The sequence below is a fragment of the Demequina litoralis genome (assembly GCF_030418455.1).
Lineage (GTDB): Bacteria > Actinomycetota > Actinomycetes > Actinomycetales > Demequinaceae > Demequina > Demequina litoralis.
In genome coordinates this window covers 157,785-181,239 of the sequence record NZ_JAUHPW010000007.1, presented here as the reverse complement: position 1 = coordinate 181,239, position 23,455 = coordinate 157,785, and the positions used below count along the sequence as shown (strand labels likewise).

Genomic DNA, 23,455 nt, shown 5'->3' with positions numbered 1-23,455 from the left:
GCCGGGGCGTCTCCTGCAGGTCCTTGTTCAGTCCCTGCCTGGCGCGTTCCTTGCGGCGACCTGGAAAACATTACGGGCACCGTGTGCCACCGGTCAAATCGCGTGCATCCCGGGCGTGTCGCGGCCGTCGTGCCTGGTGAGAGGCCGGTTGAGCCGGGATCCGGCCGCCCGGATCAGGCGACCGGCCTCACGATTCCCACGGATTTCTTCCCGCGGCGCACCACGACCCACCCGCCGGCGAGCGCGTGATCGGTGCTCAGGACCAGCTCCGGGTCGTCGGCGCGCTCGTTGTTGACGTACGCGCCGCCCTCCTGGACGGCCCGACGGGCCGCGGACCTCGAGTCGACGATGCCGGCCGCGACGAGCGCGTCCACGATGGTGGTGCCCGCGGGGACGTCCGCTCCCCCGAGCTCCTGCGCGCAGCCGGAGAGCGTGGACTCGTCGAGCGTGCCGAGCTCTCCGCGCCCGAACAGCGCCTGCGACGCGTCGACCGCTCCCTGGGCCGCGGCCTCGCCGTGCACCAGCGTGGTGGCCTCCCACGCGAGCGTCCGCTGCGCCTCGCGGCGGAACGGCTCCTCGGCGACCTTGACCTCGAGCGCCTCGATCTCCTCGCGCGGGAGGAAGGTGAAGACCTTGAGGTAGCTGATGACGTCCGCATCGGCCTGGTTGAGCCAGAACTGGTAGAAGGCGTACGGGCTCGTCATGGCGGGATCGAGCCACACCGTGCCGGACTCCGTCTTGCCGAACTTGGTGCCGTCGGCCTTCGTGATGAGCGGCGTCGACAGCGCGTGGACGCTGACGCCTTCGGCCTTGCGCGTGAGCTCGGTGCCCGACGTGAGGTTGCCCCACTGGTCCGAGCCGCCGGTCTGCAGCGTGCAGCCGTAGCGCCGGTACAGCTCGAGGAAGTCCATGCCCTGCATGACCTGGTAGCTGAACTCCGTGTACGAGATGCCCTCGTCCGAGTGGAGGCGGCGCGCCACCGTGTCCTTCGCGATCATCGTGCCGAGGCGGAAGTACTTGCCCACGTCGCGCAGCAGCTCGATCGCGGACATGTCCTTGGTCCACTCGTAGTTGTTGACCATGCGCGCGGCGTTCTCGCCCTCGAAGCTCATGAACGGCTCGATCTGGCCGCGGATGCGCTCGACCCACTGGTGGACGACCTCGACCGGGTTGAGCGTGCGCTCCCCCGCCATCTTCGGGTCGCCGATGAGGCCCGTCGCGCCGCCGACGAGCATGAGCGGCTTGTGGCCGGCCAGCTGGAAGCGGCGGACCGTCAGGATCTGGACGAGGTTGCCGATGTGCAGGCTCGGCGCCGTCGGGTCGAATCCGCAGTACAGCGTGATCGGTCCCTCGTCGAGAGCCGCGCGCAGCTCGTCGTCACCGGTGGTCTGCGAGATCAGCCCGCGCCAGGCGAGCTCGTCGAGAAGGTGCTCAGTCATGATGCCGACATTGTGCCAGCACGCACGCGCACCACCAGCGCGAGCGGCAGCGCCAGCAGCGCGATCGCCGCTCCTCCCCAGGCTAGGGTCGCGTAGCCCGCGCCTGCGGCGACCACCCCGGCGAGCCCGGCGCCCGAGGCCCCCGCGAGCGTGGTGAGGGCGTCCGCGCGGCCCTGAAGCCGCGGTCGCAGGCGCGGCGGAACGCGCGTCGCGAGCACGGCGGAGCCCGCGACCATGGCGAGGCTCCAGCCGAGGCCGAGCAGCACCAGCGCCGCGGAGATCCCGCCGAGGGCGGCACCGCTCGACGCGGCGAGGGCGCCCGCGGCGACGAGCACCACGCCCGACAGCGCCGCCACGCGAGCCGGACCGTAGCGGTCGACCAGCCAGCCCGACAGCGGCGAGGGCAGGTACATGGCGGCGACGTGCCAGGCGATCGCGGCGCCGACCGCGTCGAGCCCGTGCTCATGCTCGGTGAGGTGCACCGGCGTCATCGTCATGATCGCGACCATGACGCCCTGGCCGATCACCATCACCCCGATCCCCCCGGCCACGGGGACGCGCCACGGCACGTCGGGTTCCCCTTCGGACGATGCGGCGGGCACGTCCACCCCGCGGGCGCGGGCGGTGAGCAGCGGGTCGGGACGCAGCAGCGCGACGAGCACCGCCGCGGCGAGCATGCATGCGACGCCGGCGACGACGAACGGCCCGAGCAGGGGTTCGAGGCCCCAGCCCGCGGCGAGGCTGCCGCTCCATTCGGCGGACACGGGGCCCAGCACCGCACCGGCCGTCGTGGCCATGAGCACGATCGACATCGCGGTCGCACGGCGGTGCACGGGTGCGAGGTCGGCCGCCGCGAAGCGTGCCTGAAGGTTTGCGGCCAGGCCGGCGCCGTACACGAGGAAGGATGCGAGCACGAGCGCGGGCAGCTCCGCGACCGCGGCGGCGATGACGCCCCAGGCGCCGATCGCCCCCGCCGCGTACCCCGAGGCGAGACCGACCCGCCGGCCGCGGGAGTCCGAGATGCGCGCGATCAGCAGCGCGGCGCCCGCGGCGCCGGCGGTCATGAGGACGGCGGGCAGCCCGGCGGCGGCCGCGGAGTCCCACAGCTCCGCGGCGAGCAGCGCCCCGACCGTGATCCCGGCGACGAGGCCGAAGCCCGACAGGACCTGCGCCGCCGACACGACGATGAGGATCCGGCGCTGGAGGTCGGCGACGGTCATGGCTGTCAGCCCGGGATCGGGACGGTGCCGTCGACGAGGGCGTCGGCGACGGCGCGCGTCCCCGCCGCCGCGAGGAGCGCACCCTCGGTCTCGTTCCAGCGCAGCCAGTCCGCGCGCATCGCCTCGCCGTCGCGCGCGAGGCCGCGGTCGAGCCGCGTGTCCCACGGGGCGTCGACGTAGACCACGAGCGAGGCGAAGGGGCGCGCGGCGGGTGAGGCGACGCCCACGCCCTCGATCACGAGGAACGGTCGTGGCGGCACGGGGACGGTGTGCGACCGCCGCGACGCGTGCCAGTCCCACATCCGGAACGCGCCGGTCCCGCCGTGGGCGAGCGGCTCGAGGATCTGGTCGACGAGGATCCGGTCGAGGGTCGCGAGCCCGCTCCAGCCCTCGTACATGTCATCCCCGTGGAGGACGTCGGGCGGGGGCGCGTCCGGGTCGAACGTGCCCGCCCCCGCGGAGGGCCGTCCTCCCAGCGCGACCGCGATCCGGTTCGCGAGCGTGGTCTTGCCCGCGCCGGCGGGGCCGTCGACGAGCACGAGGCGCGTCTTCCCGAGCCGCGCGGGCGCGTCCCGCACCGCGGCTGCGAGGGCGGAGACCGACGGGTTCACCCGTCCAGGCTAGCGACGGGCCTGGTGACCACGCGCGTGCCCCTCCCGGTGAGATGCGGCCGGGCCCGTGCGATCGCGTCGCGCACCGATGGCAGGTCGAGCGAGGCACGGTGCGCCGCCTCCGACTCCCAGACCTCCGTCACCCACACCGACGCGGGATCCTCGGCGTCCTCCGCGACGAGGTACGCGACGTTCCCCGGCATGCCGCGCGCACCCTCCACGAGGGCGGCCACCACCGCGGCGCGCCCCTCCTCGGTGGTCCGCAGCTGACCGATGAGCCCGTACATGTCCCGCCCCTTCCGCCCGCGTCCACGCTACGTCGGGGGTCCGACAACGCTCCCGGTCTACGGTGGAGTCATGCACCCTTCGAGCGCGAGGATCATGGACCTGCTCGGCGCACACGGCCTGCACTCGCAGGTGCGTACGCTCACCGACTCGACGCGGACGGCTGCGGAGGCCGCCGCCGCCCTCGACTGCGAGGTCGGCGCGATCGCGTCGAGCCTCGTCTTCCTGGCCGACGGGGCGCCGATCCTCGTGCTGACGAGCGGCTCGCACCGTGTCGACACGGACCTCCTCGCGCGGCAGATCGGCGCGACCGTGATCTCCCGCGCGGATGCCGCCACCGTGCGAGGAGCGACGGGTCAGCCGATCGGCGGCGTCGCACCCGTCGGGCACACGCGCCCGATCCCCACCTACATCGACGTCGAGCTGAAGAAGCACGGCGAGCTGTGGGCCGCGGCGGGCACGCCCCACTCGGTCTTCGAGATCGCCTACGAGGACCTGCTGAGCCTCACCGGCGCGACCGAGGTGAGCGTGGAGCTCACAGCGGGGTGACGCTCAGCAGCCACCGGCTCGGCGTGATCGCCGTGTTCCGCACGGTGGTCCACGCGGTGAGGTGCCCGCGGGTCCCGCCCCACGAGGCCTCCCAGCCGTAGGCGCCGCCGTCCGCGGACCTCCGGGTGACACCCGTGAAGTGCAGGATGTCGGTGCTGCCGTCGCCGTCGACGTCCCCGATCGCGAGCTCGCGCGATCGCGGCGTGATGCCCCGGTTCGTGGCCGGCCGCCACCGCGTCATCGTCCCGTCGCCCCGCCCGTACGCGATGCTCCAGCCGTAGGGCTCGCCGGCGGCGGCCTGCGGCTTCGACCGACCCGTGAACCACAGCACGTCGGTGCGGCCGTCGCCGTCGAAGTCGCCGAGCGTGAGGGAGGACGATGCGGGGGTCGCGGCGTACGCGCGGACCGTCGCCGCGGGCGTCATGTCGCCGCGCGCCCCGCCGCGCGACAGGTCCCAGCCGGTGCCGGTGAACGCCAGCACGTCGGTGCTGCCGTCGCCGTCGAAGTCGCCGAGCTCGAGGTCGGTCGTGGCGGGCGTGACGGTGCTGCCGAGCACCGTCGCCTGCCAGGTCATGGCGCGCGACTCGCGGCCGTACGACACCACCCAGCCGTACACCTGGCCCGCCTTGGCGTCGGCCTGGGCGCGTCCCGTGAACTGGATGACGTCGGTGCGGCCGTCGCCGTCGAAGTCGCCGGTCGCGAGCTGCTGCGACCCGGGCGTCGCGGTCGAGGCGAGCGCCGCCCGCCATCCGGTCATCGTGCCGCGCGGGCCGCCGTAGGAGATGACCCAGCCGGAGCGCTGACCCGGCTCCGCGGCGGCCGCGGCGACGCCGGTGAACCACAGCACGTCGGTGGCGCCGTCGCCGTCGAAGTCGCCGAACGTGAAGTCGAGGTCGGCGGGAGTCATGGGGGTGGCCCGGACGCGCGTCCAGGGCGTGAGCTCCCCCGTCGCCGTGCCGTAGGCGACGATCCAGCCGAAGTCCTCGCCGCCGTCCGCCTCGGCGCGCGTGCGCCCCGTGAAGTCGATGACGTCGGTGAGCCCGTCGCCGTCGAAGTCCCCGTATGCGAGCGTGCCGATGCCCGGCGCCGAGTCGAGCGCCGCGGTCCACCGTCCCATCGACGAGGCTCCGCGCGACACCCGCCAACCGCGCGCGCCGCCGTCGGCGGCCTTGGCCGCGGTGACCCCCGCGAGGTCGATGATGTCCGCCCGGTCGTCGCCGTTGACGTCGACCACCCACTCGCGGACGCCGTGGCAGTACTGGCTCGAGGCGCCGCGGTCGGGGTTGGCGCTGCCGCACTCGACCGTGCCGCCCGTCTCCGTGGCGACGGCGGTCCCGACGGTGCCCGAGGTCGTCACGGCGCCGTCGAGCGTCCCCCGCTCCGCCTTGAGCCGGAAGTAGCCGATGAACCACCCGTCGCGGGTCGACACGTTGCCGTACGCCGCGACGCTGCCGGGCGCGATGGCCTCGTAGTCGCGTCCCGTGCCGTCCGTGATGGACACGTGGGTGACGTTCCACCACACGCCGGTGTCGGGATCGCGGAAGTCCTTCTGGGCGGCCGTCCTGCCGTCCCACACCTCGCCGAAGAACACGACGTCGCCGGGCAGCGCCGCCGCATCGTCGATCGGGTAGAACTGCGGGACCTGGGAGTTCGTGCCGCCCACGCCGAGGTCGATGCCGGCGCGCGAGTACGCGTACCTCACGAGCCCCGAGCAGTCGAGGAAGCCGTCGCGCCACGAGATGCGGACGTCCTCGCCGACGCCCGCCACCTTGGTGGGGCCGGCCTTCCGCGACGAGTGCCCGTAACCGGTGGTCCGCCCGTAGCCGACCTCCCGCTCGACCACGTACGCGGCGCCCGCGACGATCGCGGCGCGCGAGCCCGGGACGATGGACGGCTCGGCCGCCGCGGCGGGGCTCGCCGCGGCCGTGAGGCCTGCCACGGCCAGCGCGGCGGCGAGGAGCGCCGAGAGGAGGCGCGCGGGCGTCGTCATGCCGCACATATCGGCCCGCGGGTCCGCGTCGTTGAGCCCGCGCGGGCCGTTCGCCTCCCTATCAGGCGCTTCGTCAGGCCGAGGCCCACGGACGGAAGTGCCGCACGCGCGCACGCGCCGCCTTGCCCTGCTCGACCACCTGGGACGGGGCGGTGCCTCCGGCGCCGTCACGTGCCGCGAGCGAGCCCTCGACGGTGAGCACCTCGAGCACGCCGGGCGTGAGATCGGGGTGGATCGCCGCCATCTCGTCCGCGGTGAGCTGGTGGAGCTCCTTGCCGCGCTTCTCGCACAGGCGGACGCATGCGCCGGCGACCTCGTGGGCCTCGCGGAACGGGGTGCCGTTCTTCACCATCCACTCGGCGATGTCGGTCGCGAGCGAGAAGCCCGCGGGAGCGAGCTCCGCGAGACGCTCGGTGCGGAAGACGAGGGTGCGGACCATGCCCGTGAAGGCGGGCAGGATCACCTCGAGCGTGTCGACCGCGTCGAAGACCGGCTCGTGGACCTCCTGGATGTCGCGGTTGTACGCGAGCGGGAGGCCCTTGAGCGTGGTGAGCAGGCCGGTGAGGTCGCCGATGAGGCGACCCGACTTGCCGCGCGCGAGCTCCGCGATGTCGGGGTTCTTCTTCTGCGGCATGATGCTCGACCCGGTCGAGTACGCGTCGTCGAGCGCGACGAAGCCGAACTCGACGGTCGCCCACGCGATGATCTCCTCCGCGATGCGCGACAGGTCGACGCCGATCATGGCGGACACCCATGCGAACTCGGCGACCACGTCGCGCGACGCGGTGGCGTCGATCGAGTTCTCGCAGGGGCCGAGGAAGCCGAGCTCCTCCGCCACGGCTGCCGGGTCGAGCCCGAGCGTGCTGCCGGCGAGCGCCCCCGCGCCGTAGGGCGAGAACGCGGCGCGCGCATCCCAGTCGGTGAGCCGCTCGACGTCGCGCAGCAGCGGCCAGGCGTGCGCCATGAGCGCATGCCCGAGGGTGACGGGCTGCGCGTGCTGGAAGTGGGTGCGGCCCGGCATCGGCGCGTCGAGGTGGCGGTCGGCCTGGCCGAGGAGCGCGTCGACGAGGTCGAGCAGCTCGGTGGCGATGAGCCGGGCGTGGCGGCGCAGGTACATGCGCGGCAGGGTCGCGATCTGGTCGTTGCGCGAGCGGCCCGCGCGGAGCTTGCCGCCCAGGTCCGGGCCGATGCGCTCGATGAGCAGCCGCTCGAGGGCGCCGTGGACGTCCTCGTCGGCCTCGGACGGCAGCAGCGTGCCCGCGCGCACGTCGACGCGCATCGTCTCGAGGGCAGCGGTCATCTCGCGCGACTCCTCGGCCGAGAGCAGCCCCGCGCGCTCGAGGGCGTGCGCGTGGGCGATGGACCCGAGGAGGTCGTCGTCCGCGTACCGCCAGTCGAAGTGCGTCGACTTCGACAGCCGCGCGAGCGCGGCGTCCGGGCCACCCTCGAACCGCCCGCCCCAGAGGGCTCCCTCGTTCGTCTCCCCTGCCATGACCTGCTCCTTCGATCGTGATGCGGTGGCCGCGCCCTGTCCGGGCGCGGCCGCCGCGATGTCCTGCTCCGACCCTAGGACAGGCGCGTCTCGCGCGCCGCGGCCTGCTTCGCGGCGAGACCGTAGATCTCGATGAAGCCGCGCGCGGCCGACTGGTCGAAGGTGTCGCCCTCGTCGTAGGTCGCGAGGTTGAAGTCGTACAGCCCGGTCTCGGAGCGGCGGCCCGTGACGACGGCCTTGCCGCCGTGGAGGACCATGCGGATCTCGCCGTTGACGTGGCGCTGGGTCTCGTCGATGAACGAGTCGAGGGCGCCCTTGAGCGGGGCGTTCCACATGCCGTCGTAGACGAGCTCCGTCCACTCGTGCGAGACGCGGCGCTTGTAGCGGGCGAGCTCGCGCTCGACCGTGACGTTCTCCAGCTCCTTGTGCGCCTCGATGAGCGCGATGGCGCCGGGCGCCTCGTAGATCTCGCGGCTCTTGATGCCGACGAGGCGGTCCTCGACGATGTCGATGCGGCCGATGCCCTGCGCGCCCGCGCGGCGGTTCATCTCCTCGATCGCCTGGAGCGGGGTGACGGCCTGGCCGTCGATCGCGACCGGCACGCCCTGCTCGAACGTGATGACGACCTCGTCGGGCACCGGCGGGAAGGCCGGGTCGTCGGTGTAGTCGTAGATGTCCTTGGTCGGCGCGTTCCAGATGTCCTCGAGGAAGCCGGTCTCGACGGCGCGGCCCCACACGTTCTGGTCGATCGAGAAGGGGTTCTTCTTCGTGGTGGCGATGGGCAGGGAGTTGCGCTCGGCGTAGTCGATCGCCTTGTCGCGGGTGAGCGCGAGGTCGCGCACGGGCGCGATGCACTTGAGGTCCGGCGCCATCGACACGATGCCCACCTCGAAGCGGACCTGGTCGTTGCCCTTGCCGGTGCAGCCGTGGGCCATCGTGGAGGCGCCGAACTGGCGGGCGGCCTTGACGATGTGCTTGACGATGACCGGCCGCGACAGCGCCGAGACCAGGGGGTACTTGTCGTGGTAGAGCGCGTTGGCCTTGAGCGCCGGCATGCAGTACTCCTCGGCGAACTCGTCGCGCGCGTCGGCGACGTAGGCCTCGACGGCACCGCAGTCGAGCGCGCGCTGACGGATGACCTCGAGGTCCTCGCCGCCCTGGCCGACGTCGACCGCCACCGCGATGACCTCGGCGCCGGTCGCCTCCGCGATCCAGCCGATGGCGACGGAGGTGTCGAGGCCCCCGGAGTAGGCCAGCACGATGCGCTCTGCCATGTTCTTCTTCCTTACCTTGAGATGGGACTACAGACCGCTGGCGCGGTGCAGGAACTTGCTCGCGAGGCTCTCCCCGCCGTGGGGGTCCGCCGCGATGACGAGAATCGTGTCATCGCCGGCGACGGTTCCCAGGACCTCGGGGTCCTCGTGCGTGTCGATGGCCATGGCGAGGAACTGCGCGGCCCCGGCGGGGGTGCGCAGCACGGTGAGGTTCGCGCTGCCGGCCGCGGAGTGGAGGAGCTCGGCGCACAGCCGGTTGAGGCGCGCGCCGGTGTCCTCCATCGACTCGAGGATCGCCTGGGTCGCGTACGTGAGGCGGCCCTCGGCGTTGCGGACCTTGACCGCGCCGATCTCCTCGAGGTCGCGCGACAGGGTCGCCTGCGTCGCGTGGAGGCCCTGGCGCTCGAGGAGCCCCGCGAGCTGGGTCTGCGACTCGACCGAGGACGTCTCGATGAGCTGGCGGACCAGCGCCTGACGTGCGGCCTTGGTCTGCGGGACGGTGTGCCCGCTCATCGGGTCGCCAGCCACGTGAGGAGCGCCTTCTGCGCGTGGAGCCGGTACTCGGCCTCGAGCCAGACGATCGACTGCGGGCCGTCGATGACCTCGGCGGTGATCTCCTTGCCGCGGTAGGCGGGCAGGCAGTGGAGCACCTGCGCGCCGGGCGCGGCGAGCTCGAGGGTGCGGGCGTCGACCTGGAACGCGCCGAACACGCCGGCCCGCTCCTGGTACTGCTCCTCGTCGCCCATCGACACCCACGTGTCGGTGGCGATGATGTCGGCGCCGGCCACGGCGTCGGCGTGGTCGGTCGTGACGGTGACGGAGCCGCCCTGCTCCGCTGCGATGCGCGTCGCGTCGAGGACGATGCGCGGGTCGGGCTGGTAGGCCGCGGGCGCCCCGACCCGCACGTGCATGCCGGCGAGCGCGCCGCCGAGCAGGTACGAGTGGGCCATGTTGTTGGCGCCGTCGCCCACGTACGTGAGCGTGAGGCCGGCGAGGGCGTCCACCCCGCCGCGCGCATCGGCCACCGCGGCCAGGTCCGCGAGGATCTGGCACGGGTGGAAGCTGTCGGTGAGCGCGTTGACGACCGGCTTGCCGGAGTGGGCCGCCATCTCCTCGATGAGCTCCTGGCCGAAGGTGCGCCACACGATCGCGCTCACCATGGACTCGAGGACGCGCGCGGTGTCCGCGACGGGCTCCCCGCGCCCCAGCTGCGAGGTCGCCGAGTCGATGACGAGCGGGTAGCCGCCCAGCTCCGCGATGCCGGTCGAGAAGGACACCCGGGTGCGCGTCGACGGCTTGTCGAAGATCACCGCGACGGCCTGCGGGCCGGCGAACGGCCGGTGCAGGTGCCGGTCCTGGCGGAACGCCAGCGCGAGCTCGAGGATCTCGCGCTGCTCGGCGGCGGTGATGTCGTCGTCGCGCAGGAAGTGGCGGACGGTGCTGGCGGTCATGCGGCCTCCGTGACGATGCGGGTGCCGTGCTCGGCCATCCACGCGATGAACAGGTCCGCCTCGGCGCGGGTGAGCGTGAGGGCGGGCACGAGCCGGATGGTGTCCGGCGAGGGCGGGTTGACGATGAAGCCCGCGTCGACGGCGGCGCGCGCGACGGCGGCGCTCGCGGGTGCCGCGAGGCCGATGCCGAGCATGAGGCCCTCGCCCCGCACCTCGACCACGCCGTCGAGCGCCTCGAGCGCGGTGCGCAGGTGCTCGCCCACGGCCTTGGCGTTCGCGAGCAGCCCGAGCTCCTCGATCGCGTCGAGGGTGGCGTTCGCGGCCGCGGCGGCGAGGGGGTTGCCGCCGAAGGTGGTGCCGTGCTCGCCCTTGGTGAGCATCGCGCCCGCGCGCTCGCCGAAGGCGACGACGGCACCCACCGGGAAGCCGCCGCCGAGGCCCTTCGCGAGGGTCATGACGTCGGGGCGCACGCCGGTGAGCTGGTGCGCGAACCACGCGCCGGTGCGGGCGACGCCGGTCTGCACCTCGTCCATGATGAGGAGCGCGTCGTGGCGCAGCGTGAGCTCGCGCGCGGCGGCGAGGAGGTCGTGGGAGACGGGGCGCACGCCGGCCTCGCCCTGGATGGGCTCGAGGATGACGGCGGCGAGATCCTCTCCCGCGGATGCGACGGCGGCCTCGAGCGCTCCGACCTCGGGTGCGACGAAGACGACCCGCTCGAGCAGCGGCGCGAACGGCGCGCGCAACGCCTCCTTGTGGGTCATCGACAGCGCGCCCATCGAGCGGCCGTGGAAGCCGCCCTCGAGCGCGATGATCGTGCCCTTGCCGGTCTTGCGGGCCATCTTGAAGGCCGCCTCGTTGGCCTCGGTGCCGGAGTTGCACAGGAACACCCGGGACCCGTGGGGTGCCTGCGCGAGCTCGATGAGGCGCTCGGCGAGGCGGATCTGCGGCTCGGTGGCGAAGAAGTTCGAGGCGTGCGCGAGAGTCTGCGCCTGCGCCGTGATGGCGGCGACCCACGCCGGGTGGGCGTGGCCGAGCGCGTTGACGGCAATCCCGCCGAGCAGGTCGAGGTAGCGGTTGCCGTCGGCGTCCCACACCCACGAGCCCTCGCCGCGCGTGAGGACGCGCAGCGGCTCGCCGTACGTGCCCATGAGGGCGTGGTCGTAGCGCTGGAGCTCGACCCGGCCGCGCTCGAGCCCTGCCTCGCCGTGCGTGGCCAGCGGTTGCCCGTTCATACCCAGACCTCCTTGTCCTGCAGCACCATCGTGCCGAAGCCCGCGGAGGTGAAGACCTCGGCCAGGATCGAGTGCGCCTCGCGGCCGTCGATCACGTGGGCCTGCGGCACCCCTCCGCGGACGGCGCGCAGGCATGCCTCCATCTTCGGCCGCATCCCGGACTCGAGCGAGGGCAGCATCTCCTCGAGGTGGCTCGCGTTGATCTCCGAGATGAGCGAGTCCTTGTCGGGCCAGTCGCCGTAGAGTCCCTCGACGTCGGTGAGCACGATGAGCTTGCGGGCGCGCAGCGCGACCGCGACCGCGGCGGCGGCCGTGTCGGCGTTGACGTTGAGGACCGTGGTGGGGTCGTCGATGTCGGGCGCGACGGTGCTCACCACGGGGATGCGGCCCGCCTCGATGATGTCGACGATCGCGCCGGGGTTGACCTTCACGACGTCGCCGACGAGGCCGACGTCGACCGCCTCCCCGTCGACCACGGCGTGGCGGCGCTTGGCCTGGAGCATGCCCGCGTCCTCGCCCGACAGGCCGACGGCGTACGGGCCGTGGTCGTTGATGAGGCCCACGAGCTCGCGCGACACCTGGCCGGTGAGGACCATGCGGACCACGTCCATCGCCTCGGGCGTGGTGACGCGCAGGCCGCCGCGGAACTCCGACTCGATGCCGAGCTTGGACAGCATCCCGGAGATCTGGGGGCCGCCGCCGTGGACCACGACCGGGTGCAGGCCGAGGAGCCGCAGGTGGACGATGTCCTGCGCGAAGGAGCGCTTGAGGGAGTCGTCGATCATGGCGTTGCCGCCGTACTTGATGACGATGGTGGCGCCGCGGAACGTCTCGATCCAGGGCATGGCGTCGATGAGGACGCTCACCTTCTGCTGGGGCGTGAGGTCAAGGTTCATGAGGAGTACGCGCTGTTCTCGTGGACGTAGTCGTGGGTGAGGTCGTTGGTCCAGACGGTCGCCTCGGCGTCGCCGGCGTGGAGGTCGACCGTGATGAGGACCTCACGGCCGGACAGGTCGACGCCTTCGCGGGGGTCGCCCACGCCGGAGGCGCGGCAGACCTGCACCCCGTTGACGGTGACGTCGAGGGCGGTGGCGTCGAAGGGGGCCACGTCCTCGGGGACGGTGCCGGCGGCGGAGATGATGCGGCCCCAGTTGGGGTCGTTGCCGAAGATCGCGGCCTTGAACAGGTTGGACCGCGTGATGGCGCGGGCGACGGCCTCGGCCGCGTCCTCGGTGGTCGCGTTCGTGACGGTCACGGCGATGTCGTGGCTCGCGCCCTCGGCGTCGGCGACCAGCCCGCGCGCGAGGCTCGCACACACCTCGGTGAGCGCCTCCGCGAAGGCGCCCGGCTCGGGGACGATGCCGGTCGCACCGCTCGCGAGCAGCAGCACCGTGTCGTTGGTGGACATGCAGCCGTCGGAGTCGACGCGGTTGAAGGTGGTGCGGACGGCCTCCTCGAGGGCGACCTCCGCGGTCGCGGCGTCGATCGCGGCGTCGGTGGTGATGACGCACAGCATCGTGGCGAGGCCCGGAGCGAGCATCCCCGCGCCCTTGGCCATGCCGCCGACGGTCCAGCCGTCGCGGCCCGCGACGGCCTCCTTGGGGACGGTGTCGGTGGTCATGATGGCGAGCGCGGCGTCGGCGCCGCCGTCCTCCGCCAGGCCGGCGACCGCATCGTCCACCCCGGACAGCAGCCTGCCCAGGGGCAGGCGCACGCCGATGAGGCCCGTCGAGCACACGGCGACGTCGCCGGGACCGATGTCGCGGCCGGTGCCCTGGAGCGACGATGCGACGTGCTCGGCGGTGCGGTGGGTGTCGAGGAAGCCCTCGGGCCCGGTCGCGGCGTTGGCGCCGCCGGAGTTGAGGACGACGGCGTCCACGCGCGCGTCGGCGAGCACCTGGCGGGTCCAGGTGACGGGTGCAGCGACCACGCGGTTGGAGGTGAGCACGCCGGCGGCGACCTTGGCGGGCCCCTCGTTGACGACGAGGGCGACGTCGGGCGCGCCCGTGCTCTTGAGGCCGGCGACCACGCCGGCGGCGAGGAAGCCCTGTGCTGCGGTGACGCTCACGGTGCGACTCCGATCGTGGTGAGGCCGGTGGTCTCGGGCAGGCCCAGCGCGACGTTCATCGACTGGAGGGCGGCGCCCGCGGTGCCCTTGACGAGGTTGTCGATCGCCGCGACGACGACGACGCGGCCGGCCTTACCGTCGACGGCGACCTGGACCAGGCACGTGTTGGCGCCGAGGGTCGCTGCGGTGGTGGGCCACTGGCCCTCGGGCAGGAGGTGGACGAAGGGCTCGTCGGCGTAGGCGTCCTCCCAGGCGGCGCGGACGGCCTCGACGTTCACGCCCTCCGCGAGCGGCGCGGTGACGGTCGCGAGGATGCCGCGCGCCATGGGCACGAGGGTCGGCGTGAAGCTGAGGCGGGCGCCCTCCGCGCCGGCGGAGGCGAGGTTCTGGAGGATCTCCGGGACGTGGCGGTGGGAGCCGCCGACCGCGTAGGGCTGCGCGCTGCCGAGCGCCTCGGAGGCGAGGTACGGGACCGCGAGCTTCTTGCCCGCGCCGGAGTAGCCGTTGGCGAGCACCGCCACCACGTCGGAGGGGTCGACCACGCCGGCGGCGACGCCGGGCTGGAGGCCGAGCGTCACCGCGGTGACGTTGCAGCCCGGGACCGCGATGCGCCTCGTCCCGGGCAGCGCGTCGCGCTGGTGGCCGCTCGGGGTGATGAGCTCGGGCATGCCGTAGGGCCACGTGCCGGCGTGCTCGCCGCCGTAGTACTCGGCCCACGCCTGGGCGCTCTCGAGCCGGTGGTCGGCGCCGCAGTCGATGACGAGCGTCTCGGGTGGCAGCTGGGCCGCGACCTCCGCCGACGCGCCGTGCGGCAGGGCGAGCACCACGACGTCGTGGCCCGCGAGGTTCTCCGCGGTGGTGTCGACGATCACCCGCTCCGCCAGATGGCGCAGGTGCGGCTGGTGCGCGCCGAGCGCGTCGCCCGCGCTCGAGTGCGCCGTGAGCGCGCCGAACTCCACGTCGGGGTGACCGGAGAACACGCGCAGGACCTCGCCGCCGACGTAACCGGAGGCTCCCGAGACTGCGACCCTGATGCTCATATGCATAACCATACATGCCTATGCATGAGACTGTGTAGCACGACGTACCATGCGTGATGTGAGAGCGATCCAGGTGGCGCGGCCCGGTGGTCCGGAGGTGCTCGAGCTGGTCGAGCTCGAGCGTCCGATCGCCGCGCCCGGGCACGTCGTGGTGCGGGTCGAGGCGGCGGGCGTGAACTTCATCGACACGTACCAGCGGTCGGGCCTCTACCCCATGGAGATGCCGTTCATCCCCGGCAAGGAGGGCGCCGGCCAGATCGTCGAGGTGGGCGAGGGCGTCGAGGACTTCGTCGAGGGCGAGGGCGTCGCGTGGGCCTTCACGCAGGGCTCGTACGCCGAGTACCTCAGCGTCCCGGTCACGGACCTCTACCGCGTCCCCGAGGACGTGGAGCTCGACATGGCAGCCGCCGCGATGCTCCAGGGCCTCACCGCCCACTACCTCGTGACGTCCTCCTACCCCGTGATGCCGGGCGACACCGTGCTGGTGCACGCCGCCGCGGGCGGCGTGGGCCTGCTGCTCACGCAGCTCGCGGTCGCGCGCGGCGCGACCGTCATCGGCACGGTCGGCGCGGAGGGCAAGGAGCGCATCGCGGCGCAGGCGGGCGCCTCGCACGTGCTGCGCTACGACCTCATGGAGGACCTCGCCCACGATCTTCCCGCGGCCGTCCGCCGCATCGTCCCCGAGGGCGTCGCCGCGGTGTACGACGGCGTGGGCCGCACCACGTTCGACGGCTCGCTCGCGTCGGTGCGCCGGCGCGGCTCGATGGTGCTGTTCGGTGCCGCCTCGGGCCCTGTGGAGCCGGTGGACCCGCAGCGGCTGAACTCGGCAGGCTCGGTGATGCTGAGCCGGCCCACCCTGGGCGACTTCACGGCCGACGCCGAGGAGCGCGAGTGGCGGGCGAGCGACATCTTCCACGGGATCCTGCTGGGCGACCTCAGCGTGCGGATCGACCACGGGTATGCGCTCGAGGAGGCGGCGGAGGCGCATCGGGCGCTCGAGTCGCGCACCACCTCGGGCAAGCTCCTGCTGCACCCGTAGGACACATTCCCGACACATCGACCAGGCACAATGTGCCCATGCAGAACCTCCGCCTGCGCGTCATGCGCGCCGCCGACATCCCGGCGGTCACCGCGCTGAACGCGGGCGCGTCGCCGGCGGTGAACCTGCTGGAGGAGCAGGAGCTCGCGGCGCTGCACGGCATGTGCGACGTCGCGCTCGTGGCGACCAACCGCGACCGCGAGGTCATCGCCTTCCTCCTGAGCCTGGGGATGGGTCAGCCGTACGAGTCCGAGAACTATCGCTGGTTCGAGACGCGCGGGGTGCGCCACCAGTACATCGACCGGATCGTGGTGGCGCCGTCGGCGAAGGGCACGGGCGTCGGGCGCGCGCTGTACGAGTCCGTGTTCGAGAGGGCACGCGAGCGTGGGGCGAGCGAGGTGACCACCGAGGTGCAGCTCGACCCGCCCAACCCCGGCTCGGTGACCTTCCACGAGCACCTGGGCTTCCAGCGGGTGGCCGAGCAGCGCACGCGCGGCGGCGCGGTGCTCGTCGCGCTGCTGGCGCGCGCGGTCTACTGAGGATCCCTACTTCGCGATGAAGACGCTCGCCTGGCGGGCGCGCTCGTCCGCGACGCGGTGGAGGCCGTAGCTCAGCACCCGCTCGTCGGAGCCGAGGCGGTGCGCCGTGCGGCGGATGAGGTCGCCCACGGCGGAGCGGTCGAGCGCCTCGATCGTCTCGGCACGCTCGAGCGGATCCTCGGCGGGCGGCCCTCCGGCGAGCGACTCCTTCACGAGCGCCACGACGTCGTCGTTGGGCGGGATGGGCGCGTGCACCATGAAGGCGATGCACGCCCAGGTGCCGGGGCCGAGCCCGCGGATCGACAGCAGCAGCCGGGAGACCTCGTCGGTGCGGGTGCGGATCGCGTCCTGCATGTCGAAGGCGGTGCGCACACCCGAGTGGGTGAGGAGGCGGGCGGCCTCGTGGATGACGTCGGCGCGTCGGCGCGGGACGCCGAGCACGGTGGAGTCGCCCCAGCGGTCGCCGATGATGCCGCGCAGGTCGACCGCGTCGATCGCGGCGAGCTCGACGAGGTTGTCGAGGCTGCTGCCGGGACGGCGGCGCATGACCGTGTCGGCGATGTCCGCCACCGCCTGCTCGGGCAGCTGCGACGCGAACACGCCCGTGATGAGGGCAAGCTCGCTCTGAGCGGGATAACCCCACGGCGCGGCGTCCCTCCAGCCGGCCGGGAGGATCCCCCCAAGCGCCGCCCTCAGATTCGGCACCAGGTCCTCGACCATGGAGCCACGGTACTCCCCCGGTCGCGGGAACGGCACCCGTGCAAAAGGGACATATCCCACGACTTTCGAGGCGGCCCGGCGGACGCTCGGACGCGGGCTCCGGGGCCACGTCCTAGGCTCGGGGCATGCGCATCCTCATCGTCGGAGGTACGGGCCTGATCTCGTCCGAGCTCGCCTCCCAGGCCGCCGCGGCGGGCCACCACCTCACCCTCGTCACGCGGGGGCGCTCGACCCTCGCCGCTCCCCCGGGCACGGCCTCGATCCACGCGGACGCGACCGACGCATCGTCCCTGCGGGAGGCGCTGCACGGCATGAGGCTCCGGGGCGAACGCTTCGACGCGGTGGTGCAGTTCATCGCCTTCACCCCCGAGCATGTCGCCGCGGACGTGGAGACGTTCGCGCCGCTGACCGACCAGTACGTTCTGGTGGCGACCTCGGCGGCGTACCGGACCTTCGACAGGCTTCACCCCCTCACGGAGGACACGGAGCAGGAGAACCTCCACTGGGAGTACGCGCGGCTCAAGGCCGCGAGCGAGGCGGTGCTGAGGGGGCGCGCGGCGGCTGCGGGCCTCGGGTGGACCGTGGTGCGTCCGGCTCACACGTACGGCGCCTCGAAGATCCCCGGCTACACGGGCAACAGCTCGCACCCGTGGACCCTGGTCGACCGCATGCGCAGGGGCGCGGACATCGTGATCCCGGGCGACGGCACATCGCTGTGGACGCTCACCCACGCCTCCGACGTGGCGGCAGGCATGCTCGGGCTCCTGGGGAACGATGCGGCGCTGGGCGAGGCGGTCCACATCACGTCGGACGAGGCTCTCACCTGGCGAGGGATCCACGCCGAGATCGCGCGCGCCGCGGGGCTCACGGACGAGCAGTTCGCGGCGCAGGCGGTGTGCGTGCCGTCCGACGCGCTCGTGGCGGCGCGGCCGTCGGAGGCGGGCTCCCTGTACGGCGACAAGATGCACCCGGCGGTCTACGACACGTCCAAGATCCGCCGGCTCGTGCCCGGCTGGGAGGCGCGGGTCCCGTTCTCACAGGGGGTCGCCGAGGCGATCGCGTGGTTCGAGGCCGACCCGGCGCGGCAGCGGGTGAACGACGACGCGAACGCGATGCTCGACGCGGTGGCCCGCATCTACCGCGACGCGCTCGACCGCGTCCGGGCCGAGGTGGGGCGCTGAGCGAGGACCCTCCCCGGAAGGGACGCGATCCCGAGGTCGCGTTCCCGCTGGCCATCGCGTCGACCGCGCTGGGCGTCGTCGGGCTCACGGTCCCGACGCTCGCATGGGTCGCGCTGCTGCTCGCGGTGGCGAGCTACCTCCTCAACATCCGCCACGCCCCCACGCGCGCCTTCGCCATCGCGGGCGCGGCCTTCTCGCTGGTGGGGATCGTGAGCGCGATCGTCGGGGGCTGAGGGCCCGCGCGGGCGTAGTGTCGAAGGGCGAGAAGGGATCGCCATGCACGCCATCGCCGCCTTCGCCGGGCTCCCGATCGAGAGCCACGAGGCGCTCGTCGACGTCGAGCTCCCGATGCCCGACCACGGCCCGCTCGACCTCCTCGTCCGCGTCGAGGCCGTCTCCGTCAACCCCGTCGACGTCAAGGTGCGGGTCTCGCGGTCGACGCCAGACTCGCCGCGCGTGCTCGGCTACGACGGCGCGGGCGTGGTCGAGGCGGTGGGCGCCGAGGCTCCCGGCTTCGCGCCCGGCGACCACGTGTGGTGGGCCGGGGACATCGGCCGCGCCGGAGCGAACGCCGACTACCAGGCGGTCGACCATCGGATCGTCGCTCACATGCCGTCGACATGGTCGTTCGCGGAGGCCGCCGCGCTCCCCCTCACGTCCCTCACCGCGCTCGAGGCGTTCCGCGACCACCTGGGCCTCGACCCGCGATCGACCGGCACGCTCCTCATGGTCGGCGGCGCGGGCGGGGTCGGGTCGGCCGCGATCCAGCTCGCCAAGGCGACCACGGGCCTGCGTGTGCTCGCCACGGCGGGCCGCGAGGCCTCGGCGGAGTGGGCGAGCGAGATGGGCGCGGACGCGATCGTCGACCATCGGACCCTCGAGGCGTCGGTGCGCGAGGCCGCCCCCGAGGGGGTCGACCACATCTTCTCGGCGTTCACCCCGGGGAACATCGGCGTCTACGCCGCGGTCGGCAGGCCGTTCTCGCGGGTGGTCGCGATCGACGGCGGCTTCGAGGACGTCACGCCGCTCAAGTCGAAGTCGATGTCGCTTCACCTCGAGTACATGTTCGCGCGGGCCCTGCACGGCGCCGCGGATCTCGGGGTCCAGGGCGAGTACCTCGCGGAGGTCGCCCACCTCGCCGAGCGGGGCCTGATCCGCACCACGGCGAACGAGCTCCTCGAGGGCTTCACCGCAGCGAACATGCGGGAGGCGCACCGGCGGGTCGAGTCCTCGTCGATGATCGGCAAGGTCGTCGTGCACCGGTAGAGGGCGGAGCTCTTCCTTGGTCATGCGGCGTCGGGTTCGTCGTGGTGTGGTTCGTCGTCGGTGTCGATGTGGAGCCTGGCGGTGCCGCCTTGGATGGGGGTGCGGGTGGGGTCGATGGAGGCCGGTGGGATGAACCAGGGTCTGCCGTCGCGCATCTCGAGCTCCCAGTCGGTGGTGTGGAGGCGCACGTGGCATCCCGTGCACAACGGCACCCCGTCCTCGAGGTCGGTCCGTCCGCCGTCACGCCAATACCGGGAGTGGTGCACGATGCACCAGGTCGGTGGTGCCAGGCACCACGCGCAGCCGCCGTCACGCTCGATGAGGGCCTTGCGCTGATCGGCGGTGTACAGGCGTCGTGCACGGCCCCAGTCCAGCGGCACCGAGTCGCCCCCCATCACCACCGGCAGGATCCGGGCGTCCACGGCCATCAGCCGCATCGTGCCCACGGTGATGGGTCCGGGAAGCGAGTCGCACGAGCCGAGGGCCAGGTCGTCCTCGAGGTCGGTCTTGTCGATGCGGATGATGACCTCGGTGCGCACGCCCGTGCCCGGCGCGTCGCATCCCAGCCCATGCTGGGCGAGCGTGACCAGCGCGTCGACCCGCATCTGAGGCGCGCTGCGCCGGTCCGCCTTGGCCAGCGCGGGATCGTCGTTGCGACGCTGGAAGCCGTCCTTGACCTGGGCGTCGAGCCACGCCACGATCGGCGCCGCCGACGCCGCATCAAGACGCGCCGACAGCCGGGTCATGCCATCGCCGTCACGCGACACCACCAGCGAACGCTGCTGACGGTGGCGCCGTTCCTTGGCCGCCAGCGCCTCCCGATCCAGGCGGGCCCGCAGCTGCTCGCATGCCCGCCGCAGCTCCCGCAGCGACAACCGTTCGGCCTTGACCACCAGGCGCGCCTCGAGGCCTTCGGGAAGCGCGGCGACGTCGACCAACGCGTCGAGCGTCTCGGTCAGCACCGCCACCGCGCCCGCACCGATGCGCCCCTCGGCATGCGCGGCCGCGATCAGCGGATACCGTTCCTTCTTCGCGGCATCGCCCGCATCGATGAGCTTCTGCGCCTCACCCTCACCGATACCGAGGTCCTCGGCGACCTTGCGGCGCGCGTGCGCATGCCCGTGGCGACGTGCCCACCCGTTCGCACCCCGCTCGCGCGCCGAACGACGCTGCACCGCGGCCGCCGCGTCAGCGGCCACCACCCCCGCATGCCGGTACACCGACGCCACACACTCCTGGAACAGCGCGAACTCCCTCTCGCCCAGCGCGTCGACATCCGCACCATCGAAATGGCGCAGCGCCGCCATCGCCGTGGTCAGACGAGCCGTGGAGAACGTCATGACACCACTCCACCACGCAGGTCCGACAACGAGACGCCTAGGAATCCACAGGAATACCAGGAAGGATAACTCTTCGCGAGCGAGGGGCTGGGGACATCACCCCACCGCCCAGCCCACCAGGGACGATGCGGAAACCACCGGGCGCCGACCGCTCAGCCCACCCCGGGACCGGACCGGTTCACCGTGTCGCCGTCGAGCCCGACCGGATCGGTCGGGCCCACCGCGAAGGCCTCGAAGACCGGATCGGCGAGCACCGCGTCCACCAAGGCGCGCGACCCCGCCACGAGGGTCGAGTCGAGGTCGATCTCGGTCGCGACGGCCCAGGCGCGGTCGGCCGGCCACGCGAACTGGGGCGCCGGCTCGCGGAACGACCCCCACCAGCCGATGCCCGCCTCGAAACCCCAGTCGGGGTCGGCCAGCTCGGACAGCCTGCCCGCCAGCATCAGGTACTCGCGCCCCGTCCCCTCGAATCCGGGCACGTCGGCGACGTCGCCGCGCGCGATCGCCTCGACCACGTCCGGGGAGAGCCGCGGGAGGTCGGGGACCACCCCCGCCGCCGCATCGTCCCCGCGGGTCGCGACGACCACGTGCCGCCCGCCGGGGTGCAGCTCTCCCCAGCCCGACCAGATCCCGAGGGTCACCTCAGCGGGAGCCGCCGACCCCGCCGGCCGCGGATGCGGCAGCAGGTGCGGCACCAGCGCCGCCCAGAGGCGCGGGTCGAGCCAGCCGTCGCGGGTCTGGCCGACCTCCCAGCCGTCGTCCAGCTGGACGACCTCGTCGTCGCCGGTCAGGGCGTACCACTGCACCAGCGGGTGCATCACCCCGCCGACGGCGGCCGCCACCTCGGCCCACGACCACTCGCGCTCCTCGACGACGCGCGGGACCATGCCGGTGCCGGGGTCGTCCCAGGAAAGCCGTCGCGCGGGCACCGGGTGGAGGATGCGGGCGTACGCCTCGAACCCGAGGCCGACCACGCCGCCGACCGTCGCCCACGCACCGGCGCGGCCCCGCAACCACCGACTCGCCTCGGCGACGGCCGCACCCCGGAGCACCCTCATGACGACGCACCCTACCGCCCGAGAAGTCCCCGGTAGATGGCGAGATCGGCGTCGGAGAAGACGCAGAAGATCACCTCCTCGACGCCGGGCGCGGAGGCGAGCGCCCGGCCCACCGCGCGCACCGCGACGCGCGCGGCTTCCTCGGCCGGGTACGCGAAGGCCCCGGTCGAGATCGACGGGAACGCGATCGACCGGCAGCCGTGCTCCTGGGCGAGCGCCACGCACGTCGCATAGGCGGAGGCGAGCCGCGCCTCCTCGCCCTGGTCGCCGCCGTGCCATACCGGTCCGACCGCGTGGATGACGTGCCTGGCCGGCAGCGCGTGACCGCCGGTGATCTTCGCGGACCCGACCGCGCACCCGCGCAGCCCCATGCACTCCTCGAGCAGCCCGGGCCCGGCGGCGCGGTGGATCGCGCCGTCGACTCCCCCGCCGCCCAGGAGCGAGGAGTTGGCGGCGTTGACGATCGCGTCGACGGCCAGCGTGGTGATGTCGGCGCGGCGCACCGACAGCACGGCCGTCACGCGAGCGCCTTGCCCACGGTCGCGAGCAGGTCCTCCCACGACGCGATGAACTTCTCCACGCCCTCGCGCTCGAGCTGCGCGGTCACGTCGTCCATGTCGATCCCGGCCTTCTCGAGGTGCCCGAACGCCGACTGCGCCTCGTGGTACGTCCCCTCGATGGTGTTCCACCCGCGCTCGTGCGCCTCGCCGTGGTCCTGGAACGCCCGCAGCGTCGCCTCGGGCATCGTGTTGACCACGCCCGGCGCGACGAGCTCGTCGACGTACATCGTGTCGGGGTAGGCGGGGTCCTTCACCGAGGTCGACGCCCACAGCGGCCGCTGCGGCCGCGCGCCCTTCTCTGCGAGCGCCGCCCACCGCTGCGTCGTGAGGATGTGCTCGTGCTGCTCGTACGCGAGGCGCGCGTTGGCGATCGCCGCGATCCCGCACAGCCCCGAGTCCTGACCCGTGGCGCGCAGCCGCCTGTCGACCTCGGTGTCGACGCGGCTGACGAAGAACGAGGCGACGGATCCCAGGCGCGACACGTCGCGCCCCGCCGCCACCGCGCCCTCGACTCCGGACAGGAACGCGTCGACGACGGCCCGGTAGCGGGCGAGCGAGAAGATCAGCGTGACGTTGACGGAGATGCCCTCGGCGAGCGCGGTCGTGATGGCGGGCAGCCCCTCGACGGTCGCCGGGATCTTGATCATGAGGTTGTCGCGCCCGACCTCGTCCCACAGCTCGCGGGCCTGCTCGATGGTGCCGATCGAGTCGTGGGCGAGGCGCGGATCCACCTCGATCGACACCCGCCCGTCCACGCCGTGAGTCCGCTGGTAGACGTGGTGGAACACGTCGCACGCGTCGCGCACGTCCGCCGTGGTGAGCTCGCGCACGGCCTCCTCGGCGGTGGCTCCGCGCGCGGCCAGGGCCGACAGCATCGCGTCGTACTGCGACGAGCCCGCGACCGCGGCCTGGAAGATCGACGGGTTGGTGGTGACGCCCGCCAGCGACAGCGCATGGATGTCGTCCGCCAGCGAGCCCGAGGCGAGCCGGTCGCGGCTCAGGTCGTCGAGCCACACGGACACGCCGGCGGCGGAGAGCAGGTGCAACGCGGTCATGGTGGCCTCCCTCGTCCCCTCCGCCCACCCTAGGTCGCCCGGCGGA

Annotated in this window: 23 protein-coding genes; 5 read left to right on the top strand and 18 right to left on the bottom strand. The window is 73.0% G+C overall.

Features of this window, described 5'->3' with window-relative positions; all coding sequences use genetic code 11:
• Nucleotides 1-173: 173 nt before the first annotated feature.
• The 4 genes from tyrS to QQX09_RS10505 are packed head-to-tail and all read right to left on the bottom strand — an operon-like array spanning nt 174 to nt 3,557.
• Nucleotides 174-1,439, bottom strand: coding sequence for a tyrosine--tRNA ligase (tyrS, locus tag QQX09_RS10520; RefSeq protein WP_301134373.1), 1,266 nt, complete (start codon nt 1,437-1,439; stop codon nt 174-176).
• On the bottom strand, nt 1,436-2,659 hold the full coding sequence (locus QQX09_RS10515) for an MFS transporter (protein ID WP_301134371.1): 1,224 nt from the start codon (nt 2,657-2,659) through the stop codon (nt 1,436-1,438). The genes tyrS and QQX09_RS10515 overlap by 4 nt, the downstream gene beginning before the upstream one ends.
• Before the next feature lie 5 nt (nt 2,660-2,664).
• The gene (locus QQX09_RS10510; protein WP_301134369.1) at nt 2,665-3,270 is read right to left on the bottom strand and encodes a uridine kinase family protein; all 606 of its coding nucleotides are present in this window, start codon (nt 3,268-3,270) and stop codon (nt 2,665-2,667) included.
• Nucleotides 3,267-3,557, bottom strand: a complete 291-nt coding sequence (locus QQX09_RS10505) for a putative quinol monooxygenase (protein WP_301134366.1) — start codon at nt 3,555-3,557, stop codon at nt 3,267-3,269. The genes QQX09_RS10510 and QQX09_RS10505 overlap by 4 nt, the downstream gene beginning before the upstream one ends.
• Nucleotides 3,558-3,627: 70 nt before the next feature.
• Here QQX09_RS10505 and QQX09_RS10500 point away from each other — a divergent pair, with 70 nt between their 5' ends.
• Nucleotides 3,628-4,104 (top strand): YbaK/EbsC family protein, encoded by a 477-nt coding sequence (locus QQX09_RS10500; RefSeq protein WP_301134364.1) that lies wholly within the window; start codon nt 3,628-3,630, stop codon nt 4,102-4,104.
• Here QQX09_RS10500 and QQX09_RS10495 read toward each other — a convergent pair.
• The 9 genes from QQX09_RS10495 to argC form a co-directional block, all read right to left on the bottom strand.
• Entirely contained in the window at nt 4,091-6,094 is a 2,004-nt protein-coding gene (locus tag QQX09_RS10495; protein ID WP_301134362.1) for a C40 family peptidase, read from the bottom strand. The genes QQX09_RS10500 and QQX09_RS10495 overlap by 14 nt on opposite strands.
• Nucleotides 6,095-6,167: 73 nt before the next feature.
• Nucleotides 6,168-7,586: an argininosuccinate lyase gene (argH, locus tag QQX09_RS10490; protein ID WP_301134359.1), complete on the bottom strand. Its 1,419-nt coding sequence runs from the start codon at nt 7,584-7,586 to the stop codon at nt 6,168-6,170.
• A 74-nt stretch (nt 7,587-7,660) separates the two neighbouring features.
• Nucleotides 7,661-8,860: an argininosuccinate synthase gene (locus QQX09_RS10485; protein ID WP_301134357.1), complete on the bottom strand. Its 1,200-nt coding sequence runs from the start codon at nt 8,858-8,860 to the stop codon at nt 7,661-7,663.
• Between the two features lie 27 nt (nt 8,861-8,887).
• Nucleotides 8,888-9,373 carry an arginine repressor gene (gene argR / locus QQX09_RS10480; protein ID WP_301134386.1) on the bottom strand — a complete coding sequence of 162 codons (486 nt, stop codon included), beginning with the start codon at nt 9,371-9,373 and terminating at the stop codon, nt 8,888-8,890.
• Nucleotides 9,370-10,311, bottom strand: a complete 942-nt coding sequence (argF, locus tag QQX09_RS10475) for an ornithine carbamoyltransferase (protein WP_301134354.1) — start codon at nt 10,309-10,311, stop codon at nt 9,370-9,372. The genes argR and argF overlap by 4 nt, the downstream gene beginning before the upstream one ends.
• Nucleotides 10,308-11,543 (bottom strand): acetylornithine transaminase, encoded by a 1,236-nt coding sequence (locus QQX09_RS10470; RefSeq protein ID WP_301134352.1) that lies wholly within the window; start codon nt 11,541-11,543, stop codon nt 10,308-10,310. Before QQX09_RS10470 ends, argF begins: the two co-directional genes overlap by 4 nt.
• Complete coding sequence (gene argB / locus QQX09_RS10465; protein ID WP_301134350.1) at nt 11,540-12,439, bottom strand: acetylglutamate kinase; 900 nt, start codon at nt 12,437-12,439, stop codon at nt 11,540-11,542. Before argB ends, QQX09_RS10470 begins: the two co-directional genes overlap by 4 nt.
• Nucleotides 12,436-13,611: a bifunctional glutamate N-acetyltransferase/amino-acid acetyltransferase ArgJ gene (gene argJ, locus QQX09_RS10460; RefSeq protein WP_301134348.1), complete on the bottom strand. Its 1,176-nt coding sequence runs from the start codon at nt 13,609-13,611 to the stop codon at nt 12,436-12,438. Before argJ ends, argB begins: the two co-directional genes overlap by 4 nt.
• Nucleotides 13,608-14,657: an N-acetyl-gamma-glutamyl-phosphate reductase gene (gene argC / locus QQX09_RS10455; protein WP_301134346.1), complete on the bottom strand. Its 1,050-nt coding sequence runs from the start codon at nt 14,655-14,657 to the stop codon at nt 13,608-13,610. The genes argJ and argC overlap by 4 nt, the downstream gene beginning before the upstream one ends.
• A gap of 52 nt (nt 14,658-14,709) precedes the next feature.
• On the opposite strand from argC, the gene QQX09_RS10450 reads away from it, so the two are divergent.
• Nucleotides 14,710-15,690: a quinone oxidoreductase family protein gene (locus QQX09_RS10450; RefSeq protein WP_301134344.1), complete on the top strand. Its 981-nt coding sequence runs from the start codon at nt 14,710-14,712 to the stop codon at nt 15,688-15,690.
• Nucleotides 15,691-15,728: 38 nt separating this feature from the next.
• Nucleotides 15,729-16,229: a GNAT family N-acetyltransferase gene (locus tag QQX09_RS10445; RefSeq protein WP_301134342.1), complete on the top strand. Its 501-nt coding sequence runs from the start codon at nt 15,729-15,731 to the stop codon at nt 16,227-16,229.
• 6 nt (nt 16,230-16,235) lie between these two features.
• On the opposite strand, the gene QQX09_RS10440 is transcribed toward QQX09_RS10445, so the two are convergent.
• Complete coding sequence (locus QQX09_RS10440) at nt 16,236-16,949, bottom strand: hypothetical protein (RefSeq protein ID WP_301134340.1); 714 nt, start codon at nt 16,947-16,949, stop codon at nt 16,236-16,238.
• 125 nt (nt 16,950-17,074) lie between these two features.
• Between QQX09_RS10440 and QQX09_RS10435 the strand changes: the two genes are divergently transcribed.
• Both QQX09_RS10435 and QQX09_RS10430 read left to right on the top strand, forming a co-directional pair.
• Nucleotides 17,075-18,130: an NAD-dependent epimerase/dehydratase family protein gene (locus QQX09_RS10435; protein ID WP_301134338.1), complete on the top strand. Its 1,056-nt coding sequence runs from the start codon at nt 17,075-17,077 to the stop codon at nt 18,128-18,130.
• Between the two features lie 276 nt (nt 18,131-18,406).
• A complete protein-coding gene (locus tag QQX09_RS10430) occupies nt 18,407-19,396 on the top strand; it encodes a zinc-binding alcohol dehydrogenase family protein (protein WP_301134336.1) in 990 nt (329 codons plus the stop codon).
• A 20-nt stretch (nt 19,397-19,416) separates the two neighbouring features.
• Here QQX09_RS10430 and QQX09_RS10425 read toward each other — a convergent pair whose 3' ends face one another.
• From QQX09_RS10425 to tal, 4 genes are all read right to left on the bottom strand, one after another.
• A complete protein-coding gene (locus QQX09_RS10425) occupies nt 19,417-20,736 on the bottom strand; it encodes an HNH endonuclease (protein ID WP_301134334.1) in 1,320 nt (439 codons plus the stop codon).
• 152 nt (nt 20,737-20,888) lie between these two features.
• On the bottom strand, nt 20,889-21,794 hold the full coding sequence (locus QQX09_RS10420; RefSeq protein ID WP_301134332.1) for a hypothetical protein: 906 nt from the start codon (nt 21,792-21,794) through the stop codon (nt 20,889-20,891).
• Nucleotides 21,795-21,805: 11 nt separating this feature from the next.
• Nucleotides 21,806-22,315 (bottom strand): O-acetyl-ADP-ribose deacetylase, encoded by a 510-nt coding sequence (locus tag QQX09_RS10415; protein ID WP_301134330.1) that lies wholly within the window; start codon nt 22,313-22,315, stop codon nt 21,806-21,808.
• Complete coding sequence (gene tal / locus QQX09_RS10410; RefSeq protein WP_301134327.1) at nt 22,312-23,409, bottom strand: transaldolase; 1,098 nt, start codon at nt 23,407-23,409, stop codon at nt 22,312-22,314. The genes QQX09_RS10415 and tal overlap by 4 nt, the downstream gene beginning before the upstream one ends.
• Nucleotides 23,410-23,455: the final 46 nt, after the last annotated feature.

Bases quoted from the DNA above. Each gene is read 5' to 3' on its own strand.
- QQX09_RS10500 (WP_301134364.1), top strand. From the start codon at position 3,628: ATGCACCCTTCGAGCGCGAGGATCATGGACCTGCTCGGCGCACACGGC.
- tyrS (WP_301134373.1), bottom strand. From the start codon at position 1,439: ATGACTGAGCACCTTCTCGACGAGCTCGCCTGGCGCGGGCTGATCTCG.
- QQX09_RS10425 (WP_301134334.1), bottom strand. From the start codon at position 20,736: ATGACGTTCTCCACGGCTCGTCTGACCACGGCGATGGCGGCGCTGCGC.
- argF (WP_301134354.1), bottom strand. From the start codon at position 10,311: ATGACCGCCAGCACCGTCCGCCACTTCCTGCGCGACGACGACATCACC.
- QQX09_RS10515 (WP_301134371.1), bottom strand. From the start codon at position 2,659: ATGACCGTCGCCGACCTCCAGCGCCGGATCCTCATCGTCGTGTCGGCG.
- QQX09_RS10445 (WP_301134342.1), top strand. From the start codon at position 15,729: ATGCAGAACCTCCGCCTGCGCGTCATGCGCGCCGCCGACATCCCGGCG.
- QQX09_RS10485 (WP_301134357.1), bottom strand. From the start codon at position 8,860: ATGGCAGAGCGCATCGTGCTGGCCTACTCCGGGGGCCTCGACACCTCC.
- QQX09_RS10495 (WP_301134362.1), bottom strand. From the start codon at position 6,094: ATGACGACGCCCGCGCGCCTCCTCTCGGCGCTCCTCGCCGCCGCGCTG.
- tal (WP_301134327.1), bottom strand. From the start codon at position 23,409: ATGACCGCGTTGCACCTGCTCTCCGCCGCCGGCGTGTCCGTGTGGCTC.
- QQX09_RS10505 (WP_301134366.1), bottom strand. From the start codon at position 3,557: ATGTACGGGCTCATCGGTCAGCTGCGGACCACCGAGGAGGGGCGCGCC.
- QQX09_RS10470 (WP_301134352.1), bottom strand. From the start codon at position 11,543: ATGAACGGGCAACCGCTGGCCACGCACGGCGAGGCAGGGCTCGAGCGC.
- QQX09_RS10430 (WP_301134336.1), top strand. From the start codon at position 18,407: ATGCACGCCATCGCCGCCTTCGCCGGGCTCCCGATCGAGAGCCACGAG.
- QQX09_RS10435 (WP_301134338.1), top strand. From the start codon at position 17,075: ATGCGCATCCTCATCGTCGGAGGTACGGGCCTGATCTCGTCCGAGCTC.
- argR (WP_301134386.1), bottom strand. From the start codon at position 9,373: ATGAGCGGGCACACCGTCCCGCAGACCAAGGCCGCACGTCAGGCGCTG.
- argH (WP_301134359.1), bottom strand. From the start codon at position 7,586: ATGGCAGGGGAGACGAACGAGGGAGCCCTCTGGGGCGGGCGGTTCGAG.
- QQX09_RS10440 (WP_301134340.1), bottom strand. From the start codon at position 16,949: ATGGTCGAGGACCTGGTGCCGAATCTGAGGGCGGCGCTTGGGGGGATC.
- argC (WP_301134346.1), bottom strand. From the start codon at position 14,657: ATGCATATGAGCATCAGGGTCGCAGTCTCGGGAGCCTCCGGTTACGTC.
- argB (WP_301134350.1), bottom strand. From the start codon at position 12,439: ATGAACCTTGACCTCACGCCCCAGCAGAAGGTGAGCGTCCTCATCGAC.
- QQX09_RS10420 (WP_301134332.1), bottom strand. From the start codon at position 21,794: ATGAGGGTGCTCCGGGGTGCGGCCGTCGCCGAGGCGAGTCGGTGGTTG.